A 16,568-nucleotide genomic window follows, 5' to 3' on the forward strand; every position below is an offset into this window, starting at 1 on the left:
GAAGACGATTTCAACCTGGATGGGGCCGGTCAAGTAAGTCGGTTCGGAAATGTATACGAAGAATGGCCGTTCCCGGGTGGTGGCCATTTTTACACAAAACTCTGTCTGTCCAACGAAGTGATTAGGACATCGCTATTGCACCACGGCCCCCTCCTGAACGTATGAAAATGATTAAAAACCACCCATGACGCATGTGCGTCATGGGTAGTTTTTAATCGCAATCGTATCTGCCGGATTTCTCCTTTACCTGACGATTTTTAATCTTTCTTGTCCGCAACCAACCGTGAGAGGCCAGATGCTCCACATACTCAGCAGATCTATTAAGCAAAACTGCCCGTTAGCTTAATGAAGCATCGTCAGTCTAATACTTTATTTTCTCAGTCTACAACTTTATTTTCCTAGTCTAACACTTTATTTTTCAGTCTAGAACTTTATTTTCTTCTGACACTGCATAAATAGCTTTGTTATACGCTGCATCCTTCCTACGCCTCAAGGTCTTCATAATAATCCCCCTCCTCTCGGTAGTTAGATTCATTTACTGTATCAGCAAGAAAACGATCAACATTTAACTTATAATGTGTACGGTCAAACCTCCAATACACCCTCTCCCCCATTAAAATAATTCAGGAAAGCAGGCACGAAGGAACTCCGTTCCTAAGATATGATATGAAGAGTGTTGTGATGGAGAGTAGGGTAGAAGGCAGCGCAGATACGTGAGATGCAATTGGACAAGAAAGTCGCTACGGCTCAGAATCTTGATTACTGGGTATGAAGTCATCTGGTAACGTGGCGTCTAACCGACAGCCCCTATTTGAAGTTTAAGTTAGGCGGTGGATCGCATACTTATAATCAATGCTTACAACATTTTAATAATGACTTGTACTAAACCTCAATTCTAGCTTTGGTGACGATTTATCCTGTCTTCATACTTCGCAATAACATCAGCCGGCGCTTTCTTCTTTATGTGGCTAGGAATATGTAGGAAGCAATAAACCATTTTTTCACGATTGAGTGAAGGTATTAAGCCAAGAAAATCCCATTCATCACGTGACAACTGCTTTCCGCATCCAGAGAAAATACAGTTGTGCGCAACCATACCTCGTGACTGAAGCCCGGGATCGTAGCTGCCACATCCTGGAGCGGATTCGAGCAAGTATCGGAGAGCTGGATTACTACCCCAATCTTTCGTTTCCTTATAAAAAGGGGCTAGATCCTTCCAACCGATTTGCCAAGTATCAAGTGCTTCACGTACCGCTTCTGCGAAGGCCTGGTCAACTTTATTGGATACGGATTTTCTTTTACCATTTTGATCCGTCTCAATTTCCGAGAAACCAATGCCGTCACGGTAATGCTCCCCGATAGTCACACGAGCGACGACCTTCACAAATCCATGTGGAATGTTGATCTCTACCTCTTTTATTTCTCGGCTCCACTGGCTGCCTGTCGCAGCTTCAACGCGATCGGTATAAACCTGGTTAGGGATATAAGCACGGCCATTGTCTCCCCGCTTTTGAACGGTACCCGAGGGAAATGGGGCTTTGATAAGCGCTACAGCTTTTGCATAATCAAATGGTTCCACAAAAAGGCTCCTCTCTTAGCTCAGATTCATCTTTCCGTATTTATTTATGTAGGTTTCGAATCGGTTATAAACCTGCTGCGCACGCTTTACACGATCGGGCAGCTCGCGCATCAACCCTTTGAAATAATCCATTCCAGCATCCGTGATTTGATAAAATCGGTTGTAACGATTATCTCCCTCCCATTTCCGGGTAACGTGGCCCTGCTCTGCGAGTGTTTTAAGCCTCTGACTAAGATAGCCGTCATTCACGCCTACTGATCCACCTAGAGCCAGAATGATACGTTGTTCAAGCTCCTTAGCGTAGAGTTGACCGCCTTGCAACTCCGATAACACGATAAAATCAATGACCTGTTGAACCTTAACGACATAACCGAGCGATTCTTGCTTTTCAATCGGATTTTCATTGCGAGCCATGAAGCATCACCCTTTCCGTTATCATGTGGAATCCGTGGACCCGTCTATTTTGCGAAGCTGACTAAATAGTGGCGAATAATAGTAAGTCTTGCCATCATCCTGCAGCACCTCAACTAGTGCTCGATCGATCTCACAACGAGACATATCAGTCTTAATACTGCTACTAGGTGTCTCAGGAGGCAGGAATGGTCGAAAATCGATTTGGGGCGGTATACGCACAATGAACGTACCGCGCATTTCCTTATTTACTCCTCCGGGCTCGGATGGCCACATGACCTGATCGCCTTTATCAAATTTCATCACTTAGCCCACCGTTCTTTAAGGTTTTCATCAATCTTATAAACATTCTCCGAATGCGTATCAACAGGGAGGGGGAGTTAATCAAGCGTATTCCCGCTTCGAGCTGGTTAATCCAAGCAGCGACGTATAAACAAGGAACAATGCAAACTACCGTTAAATCTCCTGAACATCCGTATTAGCCAATCATTATACCATTATTCATCCAAACGTGTATTCCCCTATAATTTCATTATACCACACATACACTTTCGATCAATATACTTGTAAACACTTATATCACTACTATCCGTCGTCACTTTACTTTTCTTCTTATCTATCCCCTTTCGGCCGGGTTTTCTACTCTTCTGTATCTAGAATCGTACCTAGTAGCAGACCTCAACTCTTCTACTCCCTTCTCTCTTATCCTTTAGCTTTTTTCTTTTTAAGTTGCATATATCATCTCTGCAACTTAATACGTACCTAGTATCTCATTCCGCCCGCCGGGGGGCCGCCGCGCGCTTCGCGCAAAACCAAAACATGGCCGAAACGGAAAAAAACATTCTTCACAGGTGAAGTCAACACAAACATTCCTCGGACCGCCAACAAAAGTGGCAGATCTGACCTGACGACGAACTTATCTAGGTATGTGGATAGCTGCAGGGATAATTTACGGGACTTAAGTGAGGATCAGGGGGAGCGGGAAAGAACTAGGAACGTATCGGGGCCAGAGTTAGAATATATACGAAAGGAACGGCAGACAATCGGACGGGAAAAGATGAGCGGAGAAAGGAATGTGGCAGATATCGGCGCCAAGCCGCGTACTCCCGTGCTGGCGCTACCTATACGTGTAAACAAGTATATTGATCGCAAATATTCAGTTGCGTCCTGTGAAGATTGAGTTAGTGTCAAAAGAAAATAAAGTACTAGACTGGTGACTTTATACCACGCGTCTTTTCGAATTGTTATACCGCCAGACTTCATAAAATTAGTTTTAGACTGACCTTAGAAATTGGAACAGCGACAGCCAAGGACGAGAAAATAAAGTCCTAGACTGTCGCTGTTTCATTGAATTAACGTTCCCCGTTAGTTTAACAATATTTCTCCTTCAAAATCTCAATATATTTAGAATCAATTCCAGTAATATTGGATACTGTTCCAATTTCAATTCCTTGTTTTAAGGCATTTCGGGCAATTCTCAAGTTATGTTTCATTTTCAACACCCTATCTTTGAATAAAATATCGTCAAAATCTAAATATTCATCAGCAATTTCTCCGTCTAAATTAAATTCAATATCGTAAGTGCCGATGTTTTCTTCTAAATAAAAAATATTTACCGAACAAAATATTACTGCTTCTTCAACATTAAAAGTATATTTAAGGTAAATTGACCGTTCATGTACACTAATAAAATCCTCATATAACTTTCCATGAAATGTGTCGTGGTAATCGTCTTTCTCTTCTTCACGCCATTTTCTAAAACAACTCCAAAAGCCTTCGATAGTCCTTTTTATTGCATTATGGCTAGTTTCCCATTCAAGCAAGGGTACCGTTTCTTGCCATTACAGAAGCGATGCTGTTGACGATAAATTTCGTGTCCAGCAGCACGTCGGATGCCGAGCATAACAGGTTAATCCCCTATCTCAATCATGTCCACGCAATGGTTATTAGTAATAACATTTAAATTCTGCTCATAATACCAACAAAATCAGCAGCTGGTTACTTACCAGCTGCTGACAATCTTTAAACTTCCGCTTTATCGGTTACGATCAAATTCTGTTCCAGCATTCCAGATCTACGACGCATAGATAAGGAGTAAATAGCCGGGATTAGTCCAATTGCAACCCCGATGCCTCCAAACCAACCGGCTGCTGTCAAAGAGACGTTTTCAACGATGACGCCCCCGAGTACAGCTCCTACGGCCATACCCAACTGCACAATAGAAACATTCAAACTCAGGATGATCCCTGAAGCCTGTGGAGCCATACCCATCAAATAAACTTGTTGTACCGGTCCCATCGACCAAGCGGAAAATGACCATAACATCAGCAAAGGCAATACGATCATAGTCGAATGCGCGAATGCTGCCAGTAAAAATAAGATACCTGCGTGTAAGAGTAATCCTCCAATCATCGTGCGAGGGATCCCCCATTTATCTACACCGAAACCGCCAACTTGGGAGCCTAAGAGACTCGCCAGTCCAAAGGCAAACAGTCCAATGCTTATCATCCGCTCGCTCATACCCGTAACGTCTAAAAGAAACGGCGTTACATAAGTGTACAGAATGGTGTATCCTAAAATCCAGAAAAAACTGATGGACAGCGCGACCGTGATTCGTGGACTTTTTAACAAAGCGAATTGTTCCCGCATAGGAACGACAGCCTCTCCCTCCGACTTCGGTATCGTCAGCAAAAGGATCAACATCGCGATCAAGCTAAGTAATCCGATCCCCGTGAAGATGATTTTCCAATCATACGAGCCTGCAATGATCCTTCCAAGTGGAACCCCGAGAATAAGCGCGAGATTAAAGCCCAAGAGGACCTTCGCAATAGCGCCACCTTGTTTTCCGGCTTGTGAGATTTTGGCTGCAACCGTCAGGGCAACTACCATAAATACCCCTGTGCTTAGCGCCAATAGAACTCTTGCTACGATCAGAATCCCGTAGCCTGTAGCTGTGACAGTGATCACATTCCCTATGAAAAATAATGCCAGGGATAATAGCATAAGCTTCCTTCGTTCCATTTTTGCCGTTAGCGCAATAAGGATTGGAGTGCCGATGGCATATGCAAGCGAGTAGACCGTAATCAGTTGTCCAGCCGCTGCTAATGATACTCCAGTATCACTTGCAAGCATATCCAAAATACCGGCAATTACGAATTCCGATGTTCCGACTATAAAGCTAATAATGGCCAGGGTATAAATCCTCAATGAAGTTTTCAAACTGTTCTCTCCTCTTTGTTTTATAATTCTAAATCTGTAGAACTCATGGTTAAAAAAATAAACTTCTTTTTAATCGTTGCGATCAGACGTCTGACGGGCGAGCTCCTTACGGACAATCGGTGCCACTTTGGTGCCAAGAAGCTCAATGGTCCGAAGTAAGTCGCGATGTGGCAATGTACTAAAATCGTTGTACATCATGAATCGAGTTAAACCTAGATTCTTTTTCAGCAGTACGATCTTCTCTGCAACATATTCGGGGTCGCCAACGTAAAGTGCGCCTCGAAGGCTGCTGGTTGCATCGTACGTGTCGCGTGTGTACCGTTGCCAGCCACGTTCCTGTCCAATCTGATTCATTTGGGCCGCCATGACCGGAAAATACCGATCTGCTGCTTTTTGTGTCGTATCCGAAAGAAACCCATGCGAATGTGTAGCAATCGACAACTTATTCGGATCGTGACCTGCTCTCACGGCGGCTTCCTTATAAAGCTGCACCAAGGGGGCGAATTTCTCTGGCATTCCACCCAGAATAGAAAAGACAATCGGAAGTCCCAGTGTACCGGCCCGAACAGCTGAATCCGGACTGCCACCTGTGCCGATCCAGACAGGTAGAGGCTCCTGTTGTGAACGAGGATAAATGCCCATATTTTTAATCGCCGGTCGATGACCGCCGGGCCAACTCACCTTTTCGGAAGCGCGAATTTTCAATAGCAGTTCCAGCTTTTCTTCGAACAATTCCTCGTAATTGTTCAGGTCGTAACCGAATAACGGAAACGATTCGATGAATGAACCCCGTCCGGCCATAATCTCTGCTCTCCCATTCGACAGACCGTCCAGCGTTGCGAAGTCCTGATAAACTCGCACCGGGTCATCCGAAGATAGCACCGTCACTGCGCTTGAGAGCCGGATCCGCTTCGTCGTTGCGGCTGCAGATGCCAGAATGACAGCTGGTGCTGAGCTTGTGTAGTCGCTTCGATGATGCTCACCAATGGCATAGACGTCAAGGCCGACTTGATCCGCCAATTGAATTTCTTCGGTCGCTTGGCGCAGCCTTTCGGCGTGCGAGACGCCTCCATTTCCTGGACTTGCATGAAGAAAAGTGCTAATTCCAATTTCCATTGTATTGTTCGTTTGACTGTTCATATCCATTCTCTCCTTCTTATTTTCAAACGAGGATGATTAGAAAATATCGTTCTAAATTCCATCACATCGTTATTATATTTCTAAAACTATAGAATTGATTTGCAAAAAAACTACCCCAATAAATAGGGCGCAAATTTTACAGCCATTTCTCGATTAACATTATAGTGAATAAAAGATCCATTCTTTTTAAAATCAATTAAGCCAGAATCCGTCAATTGCTTCAGATGATGCGATAGTGTGGAACCTGCAACCGATTCAAGCTTTTCACCGATGGCGGTAAAACATAAATTACTCTCTTTCACAAGCAGTAAAGCAATTTTAAGTCGGGTAGGTTCCCCCAAGGCTTTATATAATTTAACCGCTTGGCTCATATCTTCTTGAGTTTCTCCCAATATGATCACCTTCCCAAACATTTTCTATAGTTCTATAACTGTCGAATTCAATATTATCATCATACCCTTCAAAAGTAAAGGGGGCAGTCATCTATTTATTATCGAACATCAGGCTTGACCAGATTGTTTATCGATATTCCTTTGTAGCCTTTCTCATTGCCTTGAAGAGTACTGCATATACGCGACGTTTCCTTAGCAACCTTTCTCCTCTCGAAAAGTAGTGTAACAATTTGAGAACGCTCGGTAAAGAAAATTTTTTCTGATCATTCTCATAGCGACCGATCGGAAAATCCAACCTATAGAAGATTAGAGTGCCCTGAATCTACTCCTTTATCCTAACGGTTGATCGGCAATTTGATCGCTAAGTTCGAACTCACCTTACATGCAAAGGTTTGACATTGTATAAGCATTTCATTTAAAAAGCTTGCGGCGCGAGATGCCGGATGTCTCACTAACCTGCCCATTAATAACTCGTGCATTCCCGGGGATCACGGGATTGTATAGAAGTTCTTGTCCTAATACGGCTTTGTATAGAAGCTCTTGTCTTGAGCAAACGACAAGAACTTCTATACAAAAAATAAAAAAGCCGCAGTTTATGCAATTTCCGTTGTATAGATGTTCTTGTCGTCCGACAGAACTTGATAACATAAATGACAAGAACTTGATAACATCTCACGATCAATACTCAGCCGGTTATATAAATGAAAACAGCAGCTGATCTAAATGATCGCTGCTGTTTTTTTATTAAGCTATCATTTCCCGTTAGTTGAATCCCATTACGTGAGCAACTTTTGACGCTTACCATACGGGTGAACGTCTATGTCGCCTCTTGGCACCGTTAATACATTCGCCGTACGTACGATTCAGCCGTAGAGGCGCAGCCTCCGATCACCTATCGGACTCTCGTATAGGAACGTATTTGATCTGCAAGCTGCTCGAGTTCGGCCATCGCCGCTGGCGAGGGGCTCTCGAGCTGGGCGGCCGTTGGGCTCCGTAAAAAATACCGCAGCATGGACACAAGCAGCCCTTCCGGCAGAGTCTGCAGCGCAACAAATGTGCGAGGGACCGGAGGCGTCGGTAAGGCAGTCAGGTTCTGCCGCATGAGGCGAATCATGTCGCGGACTGCGCTTGGCTTGGCGGCCAGCGCTACCGGGCCACCCGCCGCGTTCACCGCTTGCAAGAGTGGCACCTCGAACGCGGCGTGCGTCTTTAGCCAGGCATCAATGTGTGGCTCGGCCTTGGCATTGATCCCGGCGGTGCGGAACTCCCGTACTATCCGTTCAAGCCGCGGGGTGGTACGGCCGTCGGCTTCGCCGATTGGCGTAGGTAACATACGAGTCATGATGCTGGTCGCACGGTAGCGGACCACGTCGCCGTCCATCGTGCCGGCAGCCGTGGGGAAGCCTAGCAATACCCGCGCGTCGCCGATCACCTTACCCAGCGGAGCCGAGCCCGCCGCCCAGTTGAGCATAAACAGCACGTCAGCTTCGAGACCAGCGAGTGACTCCAGTACCGCATCCACCTGATGGGTGCGAACGAATACGAGAACCAGGTCATACCCGCCCACAGGGTACTCGACCACCGGCACCGGTACGCTCCTAACGGCCGGCCTGTCTCCCTCGGCAAGTTGCACCCCGTGCCGGCGCAGGGCAGCCAGGCGCTTGCCCCGGGCGAGAAGCGAGACGTCGTGCCCGGCCTCATATAGGCGGGCGGAGTAGAGGCTGCCGAGAACTCCGGCGCCGTAGACTAGCAGTTTCATATAATAACCCTCTTTCGTACGTTCATTTCAGTCATGCGTTCGTTTTGCCTTGACTATAAGACATCGTGTTGTATGATAAATCATACGACTTTGTTTCATATTCAACAACCAACACATTCATTTCGTTTGTCGGATGATATTTTGCTTGAGAAAGGGGCAAAGGATGAAAAAGCAGCCTGAAATAACGGGAAAGACAAGGCAATCATTTATCAACGTTTTTTGTGAACTTTATTGCCAAAAACCGATAGAGAAAATCACAGTAAAGGAAATTTCAAATAAGTCCGGATATAACCGAAGTACCTTTTATCAGTATTTTACCGATGTTTATGATTTGCTTACCTTCATCGAAAATGAAATATTGGATTATATCCGTGAAAAATTGAAAAAAACTGAGCAAGATGAAACAAAACCACAAGATTTGCTCCTACTTTTTGAGGAAAAAGGGGCATATCTAAATGCTTTATTAGGTGATTACGGTAGTATTCGTTTTATAGGAAAGTTGAAAAATGAATTTTTTTCGCATGAGCAGACATTTTGTTTTCCTAAAGATAGTTCAGTAACACCTTATTTATTAGAATTTCACATTTCAACCTCGTTTTCACTACTTCATCTTTGGCAGCGCAGGCAAAAAGATCTGCCCCCTGATCAATTAATTAGTTTAATCGAGATGCTATTTACTTCGGGAATATCATCTGTTATAAAAAACGGTTAATGTGAAAAGCCTCTGAATCAGAGACTCTATATGTGGAATTCATTCAAACTAAACTGCCCGTTCGTTTTATGAGGTCAGCCAGTTTTTTCTGGTTGACCTCTTTTGTTTTGAGAGATTTAGTAAACGGTAGCCGGGGTCGAACGCAACTGCCCGTGGGACCGTGATCCCGTGAACTAAACTGTTCACCCCCTACTTGTAGAAACATGTTTGAGGCTGGTTGAGACAACGATCTCGAATAACAAGCGAAGCTATGACACTGCAAGAAGGACTAGGGGCTGCCGGCAAATACGATCATTGGAAGGTGATATAAGATGAATCCAGTAGTTGGGCTGGATATTGCTAAGGGGGAAAGTCAAGGTCAAGCCTTCTTAGACAAGGGAAAACCTTATGGTAAAAGCTTTACTGTCCATCATACCCGTGAGGGATTGGGAGCCTTTCTTCACTTATTGAAAGATATTCAATCCATGACAGGACAGCTGCCGATGGTCATTCTGGAAGCGACAGGTCATTATCATACCCCTGTTACACAGTTCCTGGACGAATACAACTACCTTTACATCATTGTAAATCCACTTCTGTCTTATGAAGCGAAAAAGTCTTCAAGCTTAAGGAAAGTGAAGACGGATGCCTTTGATGCTTATGCTTTATGCGAATTCTTTTATAAAGAGGATTTCGAACCTCATAAGAAAAGAGGTGTTCAATTATTAAACCTTCGCAACCTTACAAGACAGCATGAATCGGTAACGGGTCAGTTTGTTCAGATCAAACTTCAATTCCAAGCAGCATTAGATCAAGTGTTTCCGGAGTTTAAGGGTGTATTCGGGGATTTGTATGCTGTGGTGTCTTTACAAACATTGTTGGAATTCCCGACGTCCGAAGCCGTACTGAGCGCCGGTGAGCCTCAATTAACTGAGAGGATTTCCATTTTATGTACAAGTCGTTCTGAAAAATGGGCTAAGGAAAAGGCTCAAGAACTTATGGCAGCTGCAACCCGAAATCCGTTTCGTAAAGCACCGTATCAAAGCCATTTGTTTAGCATGAGTATGTACATTAACATGTTACTTCATTACAAAGAGCATCTAACAGCCCTCGTAAAGGAAATAGATGCCTTCGCAAATGAAGTTGAAGAATATGAGATTATCCAATCGATTCCCGGTATTGGAGAGAAAATCGCTGCAACGATTATTTCCGAAATCGGTGAGATCCATCGGTTTAATCACCCTAAGAAGCTCGTAGCTTTCGCTGGTGTAGATCCAAGCGTGCATATCTCCGGTAAATTTACTGCAACCATTAATCGGATCACAAAACGAGGTTCCAGCAGGCTGAGGCGCGCTTTATATATGGCCGTACTCTGTGGGCTAAGGCGTACTGGCAGTAAAAAGCTCAAAGCCTTTTACGACAAGAAAATGTCCGAGGGAAAACCTCATAAATTAGTGATGACCGCCTGTGTAAACAAGTTGCTCCATTGGATATTTGCCATGCTTAAAAGGAAAGAAATTTTCCTCGAATTAACTTAGTTGATAAATAAACGAGATATATGAAATACCTTCCATCACAATAAGGAGGGTTATTTGGGATGCTCGTTTTCCAGTATAACATCAATCAATCGTTCGTTAATTAGAAAAATCTTGACAAGATATTAGCTGGTTTAGCTTAATAAAATGAGCAGGCCACCGTAGCACCTGCTCATCCATGTGTGTTACTATTGTTCCCCCGTTTAAAAAAGCTACCTACATCTTGTCCTTGTTAAAATAATGTCGTCGGAAATTGTTTATATGGCCAAAATAATACGGTGAGACTCTTAAAATTCGTTTCATGTTAAAGTCCTTTTTATACCAAAGTGATTTGAGCACTTTATTCTGTTTGTACAGCTTTTTAATTTCATCAGATAATGCCGGTTCAGTTACATATTTTTGCAATACGACTTTCGGTACATTTGTCCAAAGGGCTGTTTTGTCACTGTATACGCAGTTTTCGTCTTTGCCTTAGACAACATTATCTATCAGCGCAGCTACCATGTTAAGTCCTGCTGCCCTGACAAAAAAACTGCTTCTGCCTAGTCGCGGGTTAATTTCGAACATCATATATTTGCCTGTTCTGCAGTCATATTTCATATCGATATTTCAAAGACGGTCTCAAACGGATTCGCCGCGCAAGGAGCGTCTGCGCTCATGCAGCACCAGAAGGAGGGTCATCCCCATCATCACACCCAGGACGGTGCCCGCTTCCGTTGCCAACACTTGTGCAATTGGGTACTCCGGGGCGGACTGGGCATCGGGGCGAGTTGAGGACAAGCGGTTAAAGAGATTGTAGGAGAAAAGCATTCCCGACGAGATCCACACTACTGCCATAGGGGGAAGGAATCTCTGCGAGCCGCGGCGGAAAGCAAGCACCAGCAAACCCCACGCCCCTGCAAGAGCCCACACACCGGTGCTCAACGTCAGTAGGCGCCACCATATATCGCGGTCATTCAGCATGACAGGATCGATACCAAGAGTGCCGCCCGTCGCCCAGAATATCTTGATAATGGCTAGCAAGATGCAACCGCCTGCAACAAACTGGGCCAGAGTAATCTGAAGTTTTCGTGTTTCTCCCGGCAGCTTCCCGCAGTCGTTCGGACCGCCAAGTGCCTCAGGCCATCGCGCCTTGGCATACCCTGCCAGAGCGATAGGCAGGCAAATACCGACCCCGACCAACGAGACCATGACGAAGATCTGCTCGTAGACCCAGAATTCATTTGCGGTACCTGCCTCCATATCCCGTTTAATGGCTGCCGGACCGAGAAATGGGGCTAGAAGCAGCATAGGTGCGAGAAGACCAGTCCCCACCCACACAGGAAGAATCACTAGCCACGAGGGTAACCTTAAACCCCATGGCCTGCTGAACGCCATCGCTAACAAAACGCAGGCCGCAGCGAGAATCATGGTTACTGCGTTTGCAGTGCGCCAACTGGCGTCGCCCATTTGATCGGTCGGCATGAAGAGTCCAAAGGTCCAGGCAATCTTAATAAACAGGTAGGGTGATACCGCTATTGCCGTGCCATATCCCCAAATTTTTCGCGTTCTCATCCATCGAGAGCTTTTATCCTCCGTCGGTACTATCATCTTATCTTTCCTTCCTTCTTATATTTACGTTAAAAAACCAGATACAGTTCTCTTAACCTTTTACGTATCCAACATTTGGGAAGTTGCGCTAAACTGCTCGTTAGCTCAACGAGGCTGCCGATTTTATCCGGTAGCCTCGTCCTGATGCTAATTAAGCTATATTGTCCCATTAGCATATTACGATCACTGGCAGTGATAGGACCCCCAGTTAATTCTTTAAACCTTCCTACTGGATTGTGGCGATTGACCTCCGAACTCTTTATTCTTCAATCTTATGCCCATTATGATGAAAACGACATAGATTAGGATGGCAATCGAATCAATTAACGTATCCGTAAGTGCCGATACATCATAATATGCCGTTACACCAAGAATGACTATCAGACGAACGAGCAGAAGTGACACGATTATCCATGCAGCAGACCGGATCTTCGATCGCTCGCTTTGAAATGATAGGATAATGAATAAAATGCCGAAGATCAGATTCTCCGCGGTGATAATGTGCCAGACATACCTAAATATTATCCGTGTATTCATGGCTATATCATTCACCAAGAGCATCGGCAGTACCGTGAATTGCCCGTTCCATGCGTGCGTAACGGCAAACAGTATTGCAAGAACGCCAGCAATCAGATAATAAAAATTCTTAATTTTCATGTCCATCACAATCCTCCTTAGTAATTCCAGGATCCTTCTTGTGTAAATCTCGATAAATCTCCCGAACGAACGCCGCCAGCCGCTGGTCACTTTCATGATTAAAGTCCCTTAGTGTTTCAACTGCTACGTCTAGCAATTGACAGACCTTTTCAAGATGTGCAATTTTCTTGCGCGTTTCAGCTTTTTTTGAATCAAGGAATTCAGCGACCTCCTGGTAATAAGCAGGATCTACACTCTGCATTCTGTGGAACTGAAACTTCCCTTTGATTTCTTCTAGAGAAAAGTCCGCATACTGCATGATTTGAATATTCATCAAATCGATGAGGTCCTCCCTAGAATAACTGCGGTAAGAATTGTGTTTCCGGGACGGTGATACGAGTCCAATTCGGTCATAGTACCGAAGCGTATCCTTCGGGATACCGAGTATCCGTGAAACCTCTTTTATAGAATATTGTTTTTCCATACATTAAAAATAACATTGGAGTAAACTCCAATGTCAATACGTTTTCACTATTTTTTTACGCGGTATTCTAACAATCCTTACAACTAAACTGCCCGTTAGCGTAATGAAGCTACCGATCATGCCGGCAGCTTCATCATAACTGTTTATTGAGCTATCGTTTCCCGTTAGCTTAATGACGGATAATTTGTTTATGATATTTATCAGCACTATATCGAGTACAACTATAAAGACTTGATACCCGATGGATGGTTTCCAATAGGAAGCGATGATGGTGATATGCTCTTCATCTATTCAAAAGATTATAAGGATTACCAAACTAAAATTTAACAGTTTGTTCGACACTTAATTTAGTTCAAGGATGCTGCTTGCCGGGCGGGCGTTATTCCTCAACCCCCAGAAATCATATCCCGATGTCGTATAGTTTAAATACAGCTGCAGCTAAAACAATTACATAAGGGTGGTAATCGGAATGAATCAAAAACGAATAACGGAACCAAAAAGAAATACTTTCTTTGCAAAGAGCGCTTTAATTAGCATGCTTGTATTCTGCGTTGGGACAGGCAGTGCGTTTGCTTCCGGAGAGGCGGCGGATCCGATATCCACTCCTACGATAACAACGAATGTATCGGCTGAGGCGGCCGTCTCGGTAAACAAAGAGAAAACTCCTAACCTTTTGCCGGGGGATTTCTTCTATTTTATTAAAGTCGTCTATGAAAATATCAGACTATCGATCACAGCTGACGATTTGAAGGAGGCCGGATTGCTCGCTGAATTCGCTCAGGAGCGTCTTTCCGAAGCGACTGCTTTGTATACTAAGGGAGAAACGGAAAAGTCGGAACAAGTCCTCCAGAAGTCTTTTGAAAACCAGCAGCTTGCAATAGAATTAGTAGCTACTGAAGCGGAAGAGGAGAATGAGGATAAGGATCTAAAACAGGCAGTAGAGGTTAAATCCGATCTGCAGCATAATATTTTATCTCTAACCGCCGCGCTGGAAAAGGTGAAGAACCCTCAAGCCCAGAAATCGCTCTTAAAAAATATTATAAAGTCTTTCAGTCATTTAGAGAAAAAGCTTGCCAAACTCGAAAATAAGGCTCAAGAAGAGCAAACTTCCGAGCCATTGGCTGAGCAAGCGGTAGTTCCTGCTGACGCAAATAAGAATACCGTTGTTTCCAGTGACGCCATTGCAGCCTCTTCAGTTAAAACGGAGACGGAGCAAAAAACGGTTTTGAAAAAGAAAACGAAACCGGAAAAGGAAGCAAAGACTAAGGAAACAAAGTCTAATGAAGCAAAGACCAACAAGGAAGCTAGGTTTGAAAAGGAAGCTAAAAATGAAAAGCAAGAAATGTTCATTAAGCAGAAGAAAGAACATGAAAATAACCATAATGAAAAAAATCATAATAACAAGTAAGCCAGAACACCAAGACTTGGATGTGTCCGCTTAATAATACATATCACACGAACCGAGGGGTGAATGCTCCTGAGTTCAAATACGGTGCTATGTGAAGCGCATCTGACGTTTGGAATCTTGTCTAAATATAAAAAAGATCAGCTAAACCTTGAAATGACCAAGGTTAAAGCTGATCTTTTTGGCCTTTATAAGTGCTGGCATTCTTGAAGATTCATCGAATTCGGTATAAATCTTTGGTCTCACGTTAGTATTTAAATCGGTGAACTCCAAAACGTTAAGATGGCTACAGCTTACTTAGCCATTTTCGTCGGGAAAGACAGGCTGTCAATCCGTAGATCCGGCGCATTAAACACGACATATAGATCATGATTTCCCGTCAGTTTCGTGCTGCTCAGATTAATTGTAACATCTGTATATCCGAGTTCCATAACCGATGCACCGGCATTGGCAATGGTATGGGAGTGCTGTCCTGTTACGGGAACATTACAAACCCGATTACCGGTTATGATAAAGATCGAATTAATGAGTATTCGGTTTGAAAAAAGACCGCTTTGCTCCGGTAATGCATTGCCCCAATTTTCGATCGATTTTCCATTAAAGTGTCCCTTGAAATACAGAGTGAAATCTTCTTTACGATTCGCTAAGACCAAGGTCTCGTAACCGCCGTTCCGTTCGCTATCCAACTCCCATATTTTCATTGAGATCTCCTCACATCAAAGCAATTTTTTGTTCTTAATATATTTCGAAAGGATAGGATACTTTAAAGTCTTTTCAGAAACTTTCTTAGCTACTAAGATTTATTGGTACATGTTACTGTAGTGCTCAACTTCCGCGAGCTACCACGTTAACCTGCCCGTTAGTTTAATAAAGAAAAGGAGCAGTTGCCAAAGCAGGCTACCCCTTGTCTGTTCAACTATCGTTCCCAGTTAGCGTAATGATTAACTGTGATACGGTTCAGCATATCATCTATAGAGCGAAATCGAATTGCACTCCGTCTTTTCCGTGACGTTGCATTCCCACACATCCAACACATACCCACTTAACGCAATCGGCCAGTCTTCCAACGTTATTTTCACGGTCTAATACTTTATTGTCTAGCACTTTATATTTAATCGAACATTAACCATTGCCAATCAACCCGAATAACAACAGACGGTTCATCTCAGCCATCTTTTCTTTATAGTTTCCTGATTTTGCCCAAGATAATTGAATGGTTCCAATCGCGTTTAACAATTCAAGAACAGTCTCCAGAGAAACGGAAGAGTGAATAGCTCCTTCCTCTTTCGCAAGTTCAATAAGCTCTTGAAGCATTTGAATTCTAATTTTATTCGTATTTTCACTATATAGACTCGATAACACATGGTCCTCTACGGCGCCAGGCGAACCAAGCAATTGATAGTCCTGATCGGCGCAAATATCCATGATTTGAATGATTTTATCCTTGAAATCGATGTCTTGGTTCATGATCTCTTCGGCCATTTGAAGGGTATTTTGCATCAAAACGTTCGCGCATTCCTTGACAATCCCTTCTTTGCTTTCGAAATAGTTATATAGCGATACAGATGATACGCCGGACTCAGCAGCAATATCCTTTATGCTGACTTGAACGAATCCTTTTTCTTTAAAAAGCTTTAATGCCGCATGAACAACTGCTGTCTTCTTTTTCTGAGTCCTTATTTCGAATTTATTCATTAAACATTCCTCCATCCCGCATAAATCAATGT

At 43.8% G+C, this 16,568-nt stretch carries 16 protein-coding genes; 3 read left to right on the forward strand and 13 right to left on the reverse strand.

What is annotated here, in order from left to right; all coding sequences use genetic code 11:
* Window positions 1-895: 895 nt before the first annotated feature.
* The 8 genes from HI950_RS34055 to HI950_RS34090 all read right to left on the reverse strand — a co-directional run bounded on the left by HI950_RS34055 (window position 896) and on the right by HI950_RS34090 (window position 8,500).
* A complete protein-coding gene (locus tag HI950_RS34055) occupies window positions 896-1,579 on the reverse strand; it encodes a hypothetical protein (RefSeq protein WP_169091285.1) in 684 nt (227 codons plus the stop codon).
* 15 nt (window positions 1,580-1,594) lie between these two features.
* Window positions 1,595-1,993, reverse strand: coding sequence for a PadR family transcriptional regulator (locus HI950_RS34060; protein WP_169091287.1), 399 nt, complete (start codon window positions 1,991-1,993; stop codon window positions 1,595-1,597).
* A gap of 21 nt (window positions 1,994-2,014) precedes the next feature.
* The gene (locus HI950_RS34065; protein ID WP_187768215.1) at window positions 2,015-2,293 is read right to left on the reverse strand and encodes a hypothetical protein; all 279 of its coding nucleotides are present in this window, start codon (window positions 2,291-2,293) and stop codon (window positions 2,015-2,017) included.
* A gap of 1,067 nt (window positions 2,294-3,360) precedes the next feature.
* Entirely contained in the window at window positions 3,361-3,813 is a 453-nt protein-coding gene (locus HI950_RS34070) for a hypothetical protein (RefSeq protein WP_169091289.1), read from the reverse strand.
* Between the two features lie 199 nt (window positions 3,814-4,012).
* Window positions 4,013-5,209, reverse strand: coding sequence for an MFS transporter (locus HI950_RS34075; protein WP_169091291.1), 1,197 nt, complete (start codon window positions 5,207-5,209; stop codon window positions 4,013-4,015).
* 69 nt (window positions 5,210-5,278) lie between these two features.
* Window positions 5,279-6,349, reverse strand: coding sequence for an LLM class flavin-dependent oxidoreductase (locus tag HI950_RS34080; protein WP_169091293.1), 1,071 nt, complete (start codon window positions 6,347-6,349; stop codon window positions 5,279-5,281).
* A 110-nt stretch (window positions 6,350-6,459) separates the two neighbouring features.
* On the reverse strand, window positions 6,460-6,741 hold the full coding sequence (locus HI950_RS34085) for an ArsR/SmtB family transcription factor (RefSeq protein WP_169091295.1): 282 nt from the start codon (window positions 6,739-6,741) through the stop codon (window positions 6,460-6,462).
* Between the two features lie 892 nt (window positions 6,742-7,633).
* Entirely contained in the window at window positions 7,634-8,500 is an 867-nt protein-coding gene (locus tag HI950_RS34090; protein WP_169091297.1) for a ketopantoate reductase family protein, read from the reverse strand.
* Between the two features lie 163 nt (window positions 8,501-8,663).
* Between HI950_RS34090 and HI950_RS34095 the strand changes: the two genes are divergently transcribed.
* Both HI950_RS34095 and HI950_RS34100 read left to right on the forward strand, forming a co-directional pair.
* Window positions 8,664-9,212, forward strand: a complete 549-nt coding sequence (locus HI950_RS34095) for a TetR/AcrR family transcriptional regulator (RefSeq protein ID WP_169091299.1) — start codon at window positions 8,664-8,666, stop codon at window positions 9,210-9,212.
* Window positions 9,213-9,523: 311 nt separating this feature from the next.
* Complete coding sequence (locus HI950_RS34100; protein ID WP_169091302.1) at window positions 9,524-10,729, forward strand: IS110 family RNA-guided transposase; 1,206 nt, start codon at window positions 9,524-9,526, stop codon at window positions 10,727-10,729.
* Window positions 10,730-11,347: 618 nt separating this feature from the next.
* Here HI950_RS34100 and HI950_RS34105 read toward each other — a convergent pair.
* From HI950_RS34105 to HI950_RS34115, 3 genes are all read right to left on the reverse strand, one after another.
* A complete protein-coding gene (locus tag HI950_RS34105) occupies window positions 11,348-12,316 on the reverse strand; it encodes a hypothetical protein (protein ID WP_169091304.1) in 969 nt (322 codons plus the stop codon).
* 216 nt (window positions 12,317-12,532) lie between these two features.
* On the reverse strand, window positions 12,533-12,979 hold the full coding sequence (locus HI950_RS34110) for a hypothetical protein (RefSeq protein WP_187768216.1): 447 nt from the start codon (window positions 12,977-12,979) through the stop codon (window positions 12,533-12,535).
* Complete coding sequence (locus HI950_RS34115; RefSeq protein WP_169091308.1) at window positions 12,963-13,436, reverse strand: MerR family transcriptional regulator; 474 nt, start codon at window positions 13,434-13,436, stop codon at window positions 12,963-12,965. The genes HI950_RS34110 and HI950_RS34115 overlap by 17 nt, the downstream gene beginning before the upstream one ends.
* Window positions 13,437-13,905: 469 nt before the next feature.
* Between HI950_RS34115 and HI950_RS34120 the strand changes: the two genes are divergently transcribed.
* A complete protein-coding gene (locus HI950_RS34120; protein ID WP_169091310.1) occupies window positions 13,906-14,844 on the forward strand; it encodes a DUF5667 domain-containing protein in 939 nt (312 codons plus the stop codon).
* Window positions 14,845-15,134: 290 nt separating this feature from the next.
* Here the strand turns inward: HI950_RS34120 and HI950_RS34125 are convergent, their stop codons facing one another.
* The gene (locus HI950_RS34125) at window positions 15,135-15,542 is read right to left on the reverse strand and encodes a carbohydrate-binding protein (protein ID WP_169091312.1); all 408 of its coding nucleotides are present in this window, start codon (window positions 15,540-15,542) and stop codon (window positions 15,135-15,137) included.
* A gap of 421 nt (window positions 15,543-15,963) precedes the next feature.
* Window positions 15,964-16,536, reverse strand: coding sequence for a TetR/AcrR family transcriptional regulator (locus tag HI950_RS34130; protein ID WP_028554784.1), 573 nt, complete (start codon window positions 16,534-16,536; stop codon window positions 15,964-15,966).
* Window positions 16,537-16,568: the final 32 nt, after the last annotated feature.

Origin of the sequence: Paenibacillus sp. PL91 (assembly GCF_012935325.2) — a bacterium.
Lineage (GTDB): Bacteria > Bacillota > Bacilli > Paenibacillales > Paenibacillaceae > Pristimantibacillus.

Excerpts from the sequence above, each read along its gene's own strand:
- HI950_RS34115 (WP_169091308.1), bottom strand. The coding sequence starts at position 13,436 with ATGGAAAAACAATATTCTATAAAAGAGGTTTCACGGATACTCGGTATC.
- HI950_RS34080 (WP_169091293.1), bottom strand. The coding sequence starts at position 6,349 with ATGAACAGTCAAACGAACAATACAATGGAAATTGGAATTAGCACTTTT.
- HI950_RS34095 (WP_169091299.1), top strand. The coding sequence starts at position 8,664 with ATGAAAAAGCAGCCTGAAATAACGGGAAAGACAAGGCAATCATTTATC.
- HI950_RS34130 (WP_028554784.1), bottom strand. The coding sequence starts at position 16,536 with ATGAATAAATTCGAAATAAGGACTCAGAAAAAGAAGACAGCAGTTGTT.
- HI950_RS34060 (WP_169091287.1), bottom strand. The coding sequence starts at position 1,993 with ATGGCTCGCAATGAAAATCCGATTGAAAAGCAAGAATCGCTCGGTTAT.
- HI950_RS34110 (WP_187768216.1), bottom strand. The coding sequence starts at position 12,979 with ATGGACATGAAAATTAAGAATTTTTATTATCTGATTGCTGGCGTTCTT.
- HI950_RS34105 (WP_169091304.1), bottom strand. The coding sequence starts at position 12,316 with ATGATAGTACCGACGGAGGATAAAAGCTCTCGATGGATGAGAACGCGA.
- HI950_RS34100 (WP_169091302.1), top strand. The coding sequence starts at position 9,524 with ATGAATCCAGTAGTTGGGCTGGATATTGCTAAGGGGGAAAGTCAAGGT.
- HI950_RS34090 (WP_169091297.1), bottom strand. The coding sequence starts at position 8,500 with ATGAAACTGCTAGTCTACGGCGCCGGAGTTCTCGGCAGCCTCTACTCC.
- HI950_RS34065 (WP_187768215.1), bottom strand. The coding sequence starts at position 2,293 with ATGAAATTTGATAAAGGCGATCAGGTCATGTGGCCATCCGAGCCCGGA.
- HI950_RS34120 (WP_169091310.1), top strand. The coding sequence starts at position 13,906 with ATGAATCAAAAACGAATAACGGAACCAAAAAGAAATACTTTCTTTGCA.
- HI950_RS34125 (WP_169091312.1), bottom strand. The coding sequence starts at position 15,542 with ATGAAAATATGGGAGTTGGATAGCGAACGGAACGGCGGTTACGAGACC.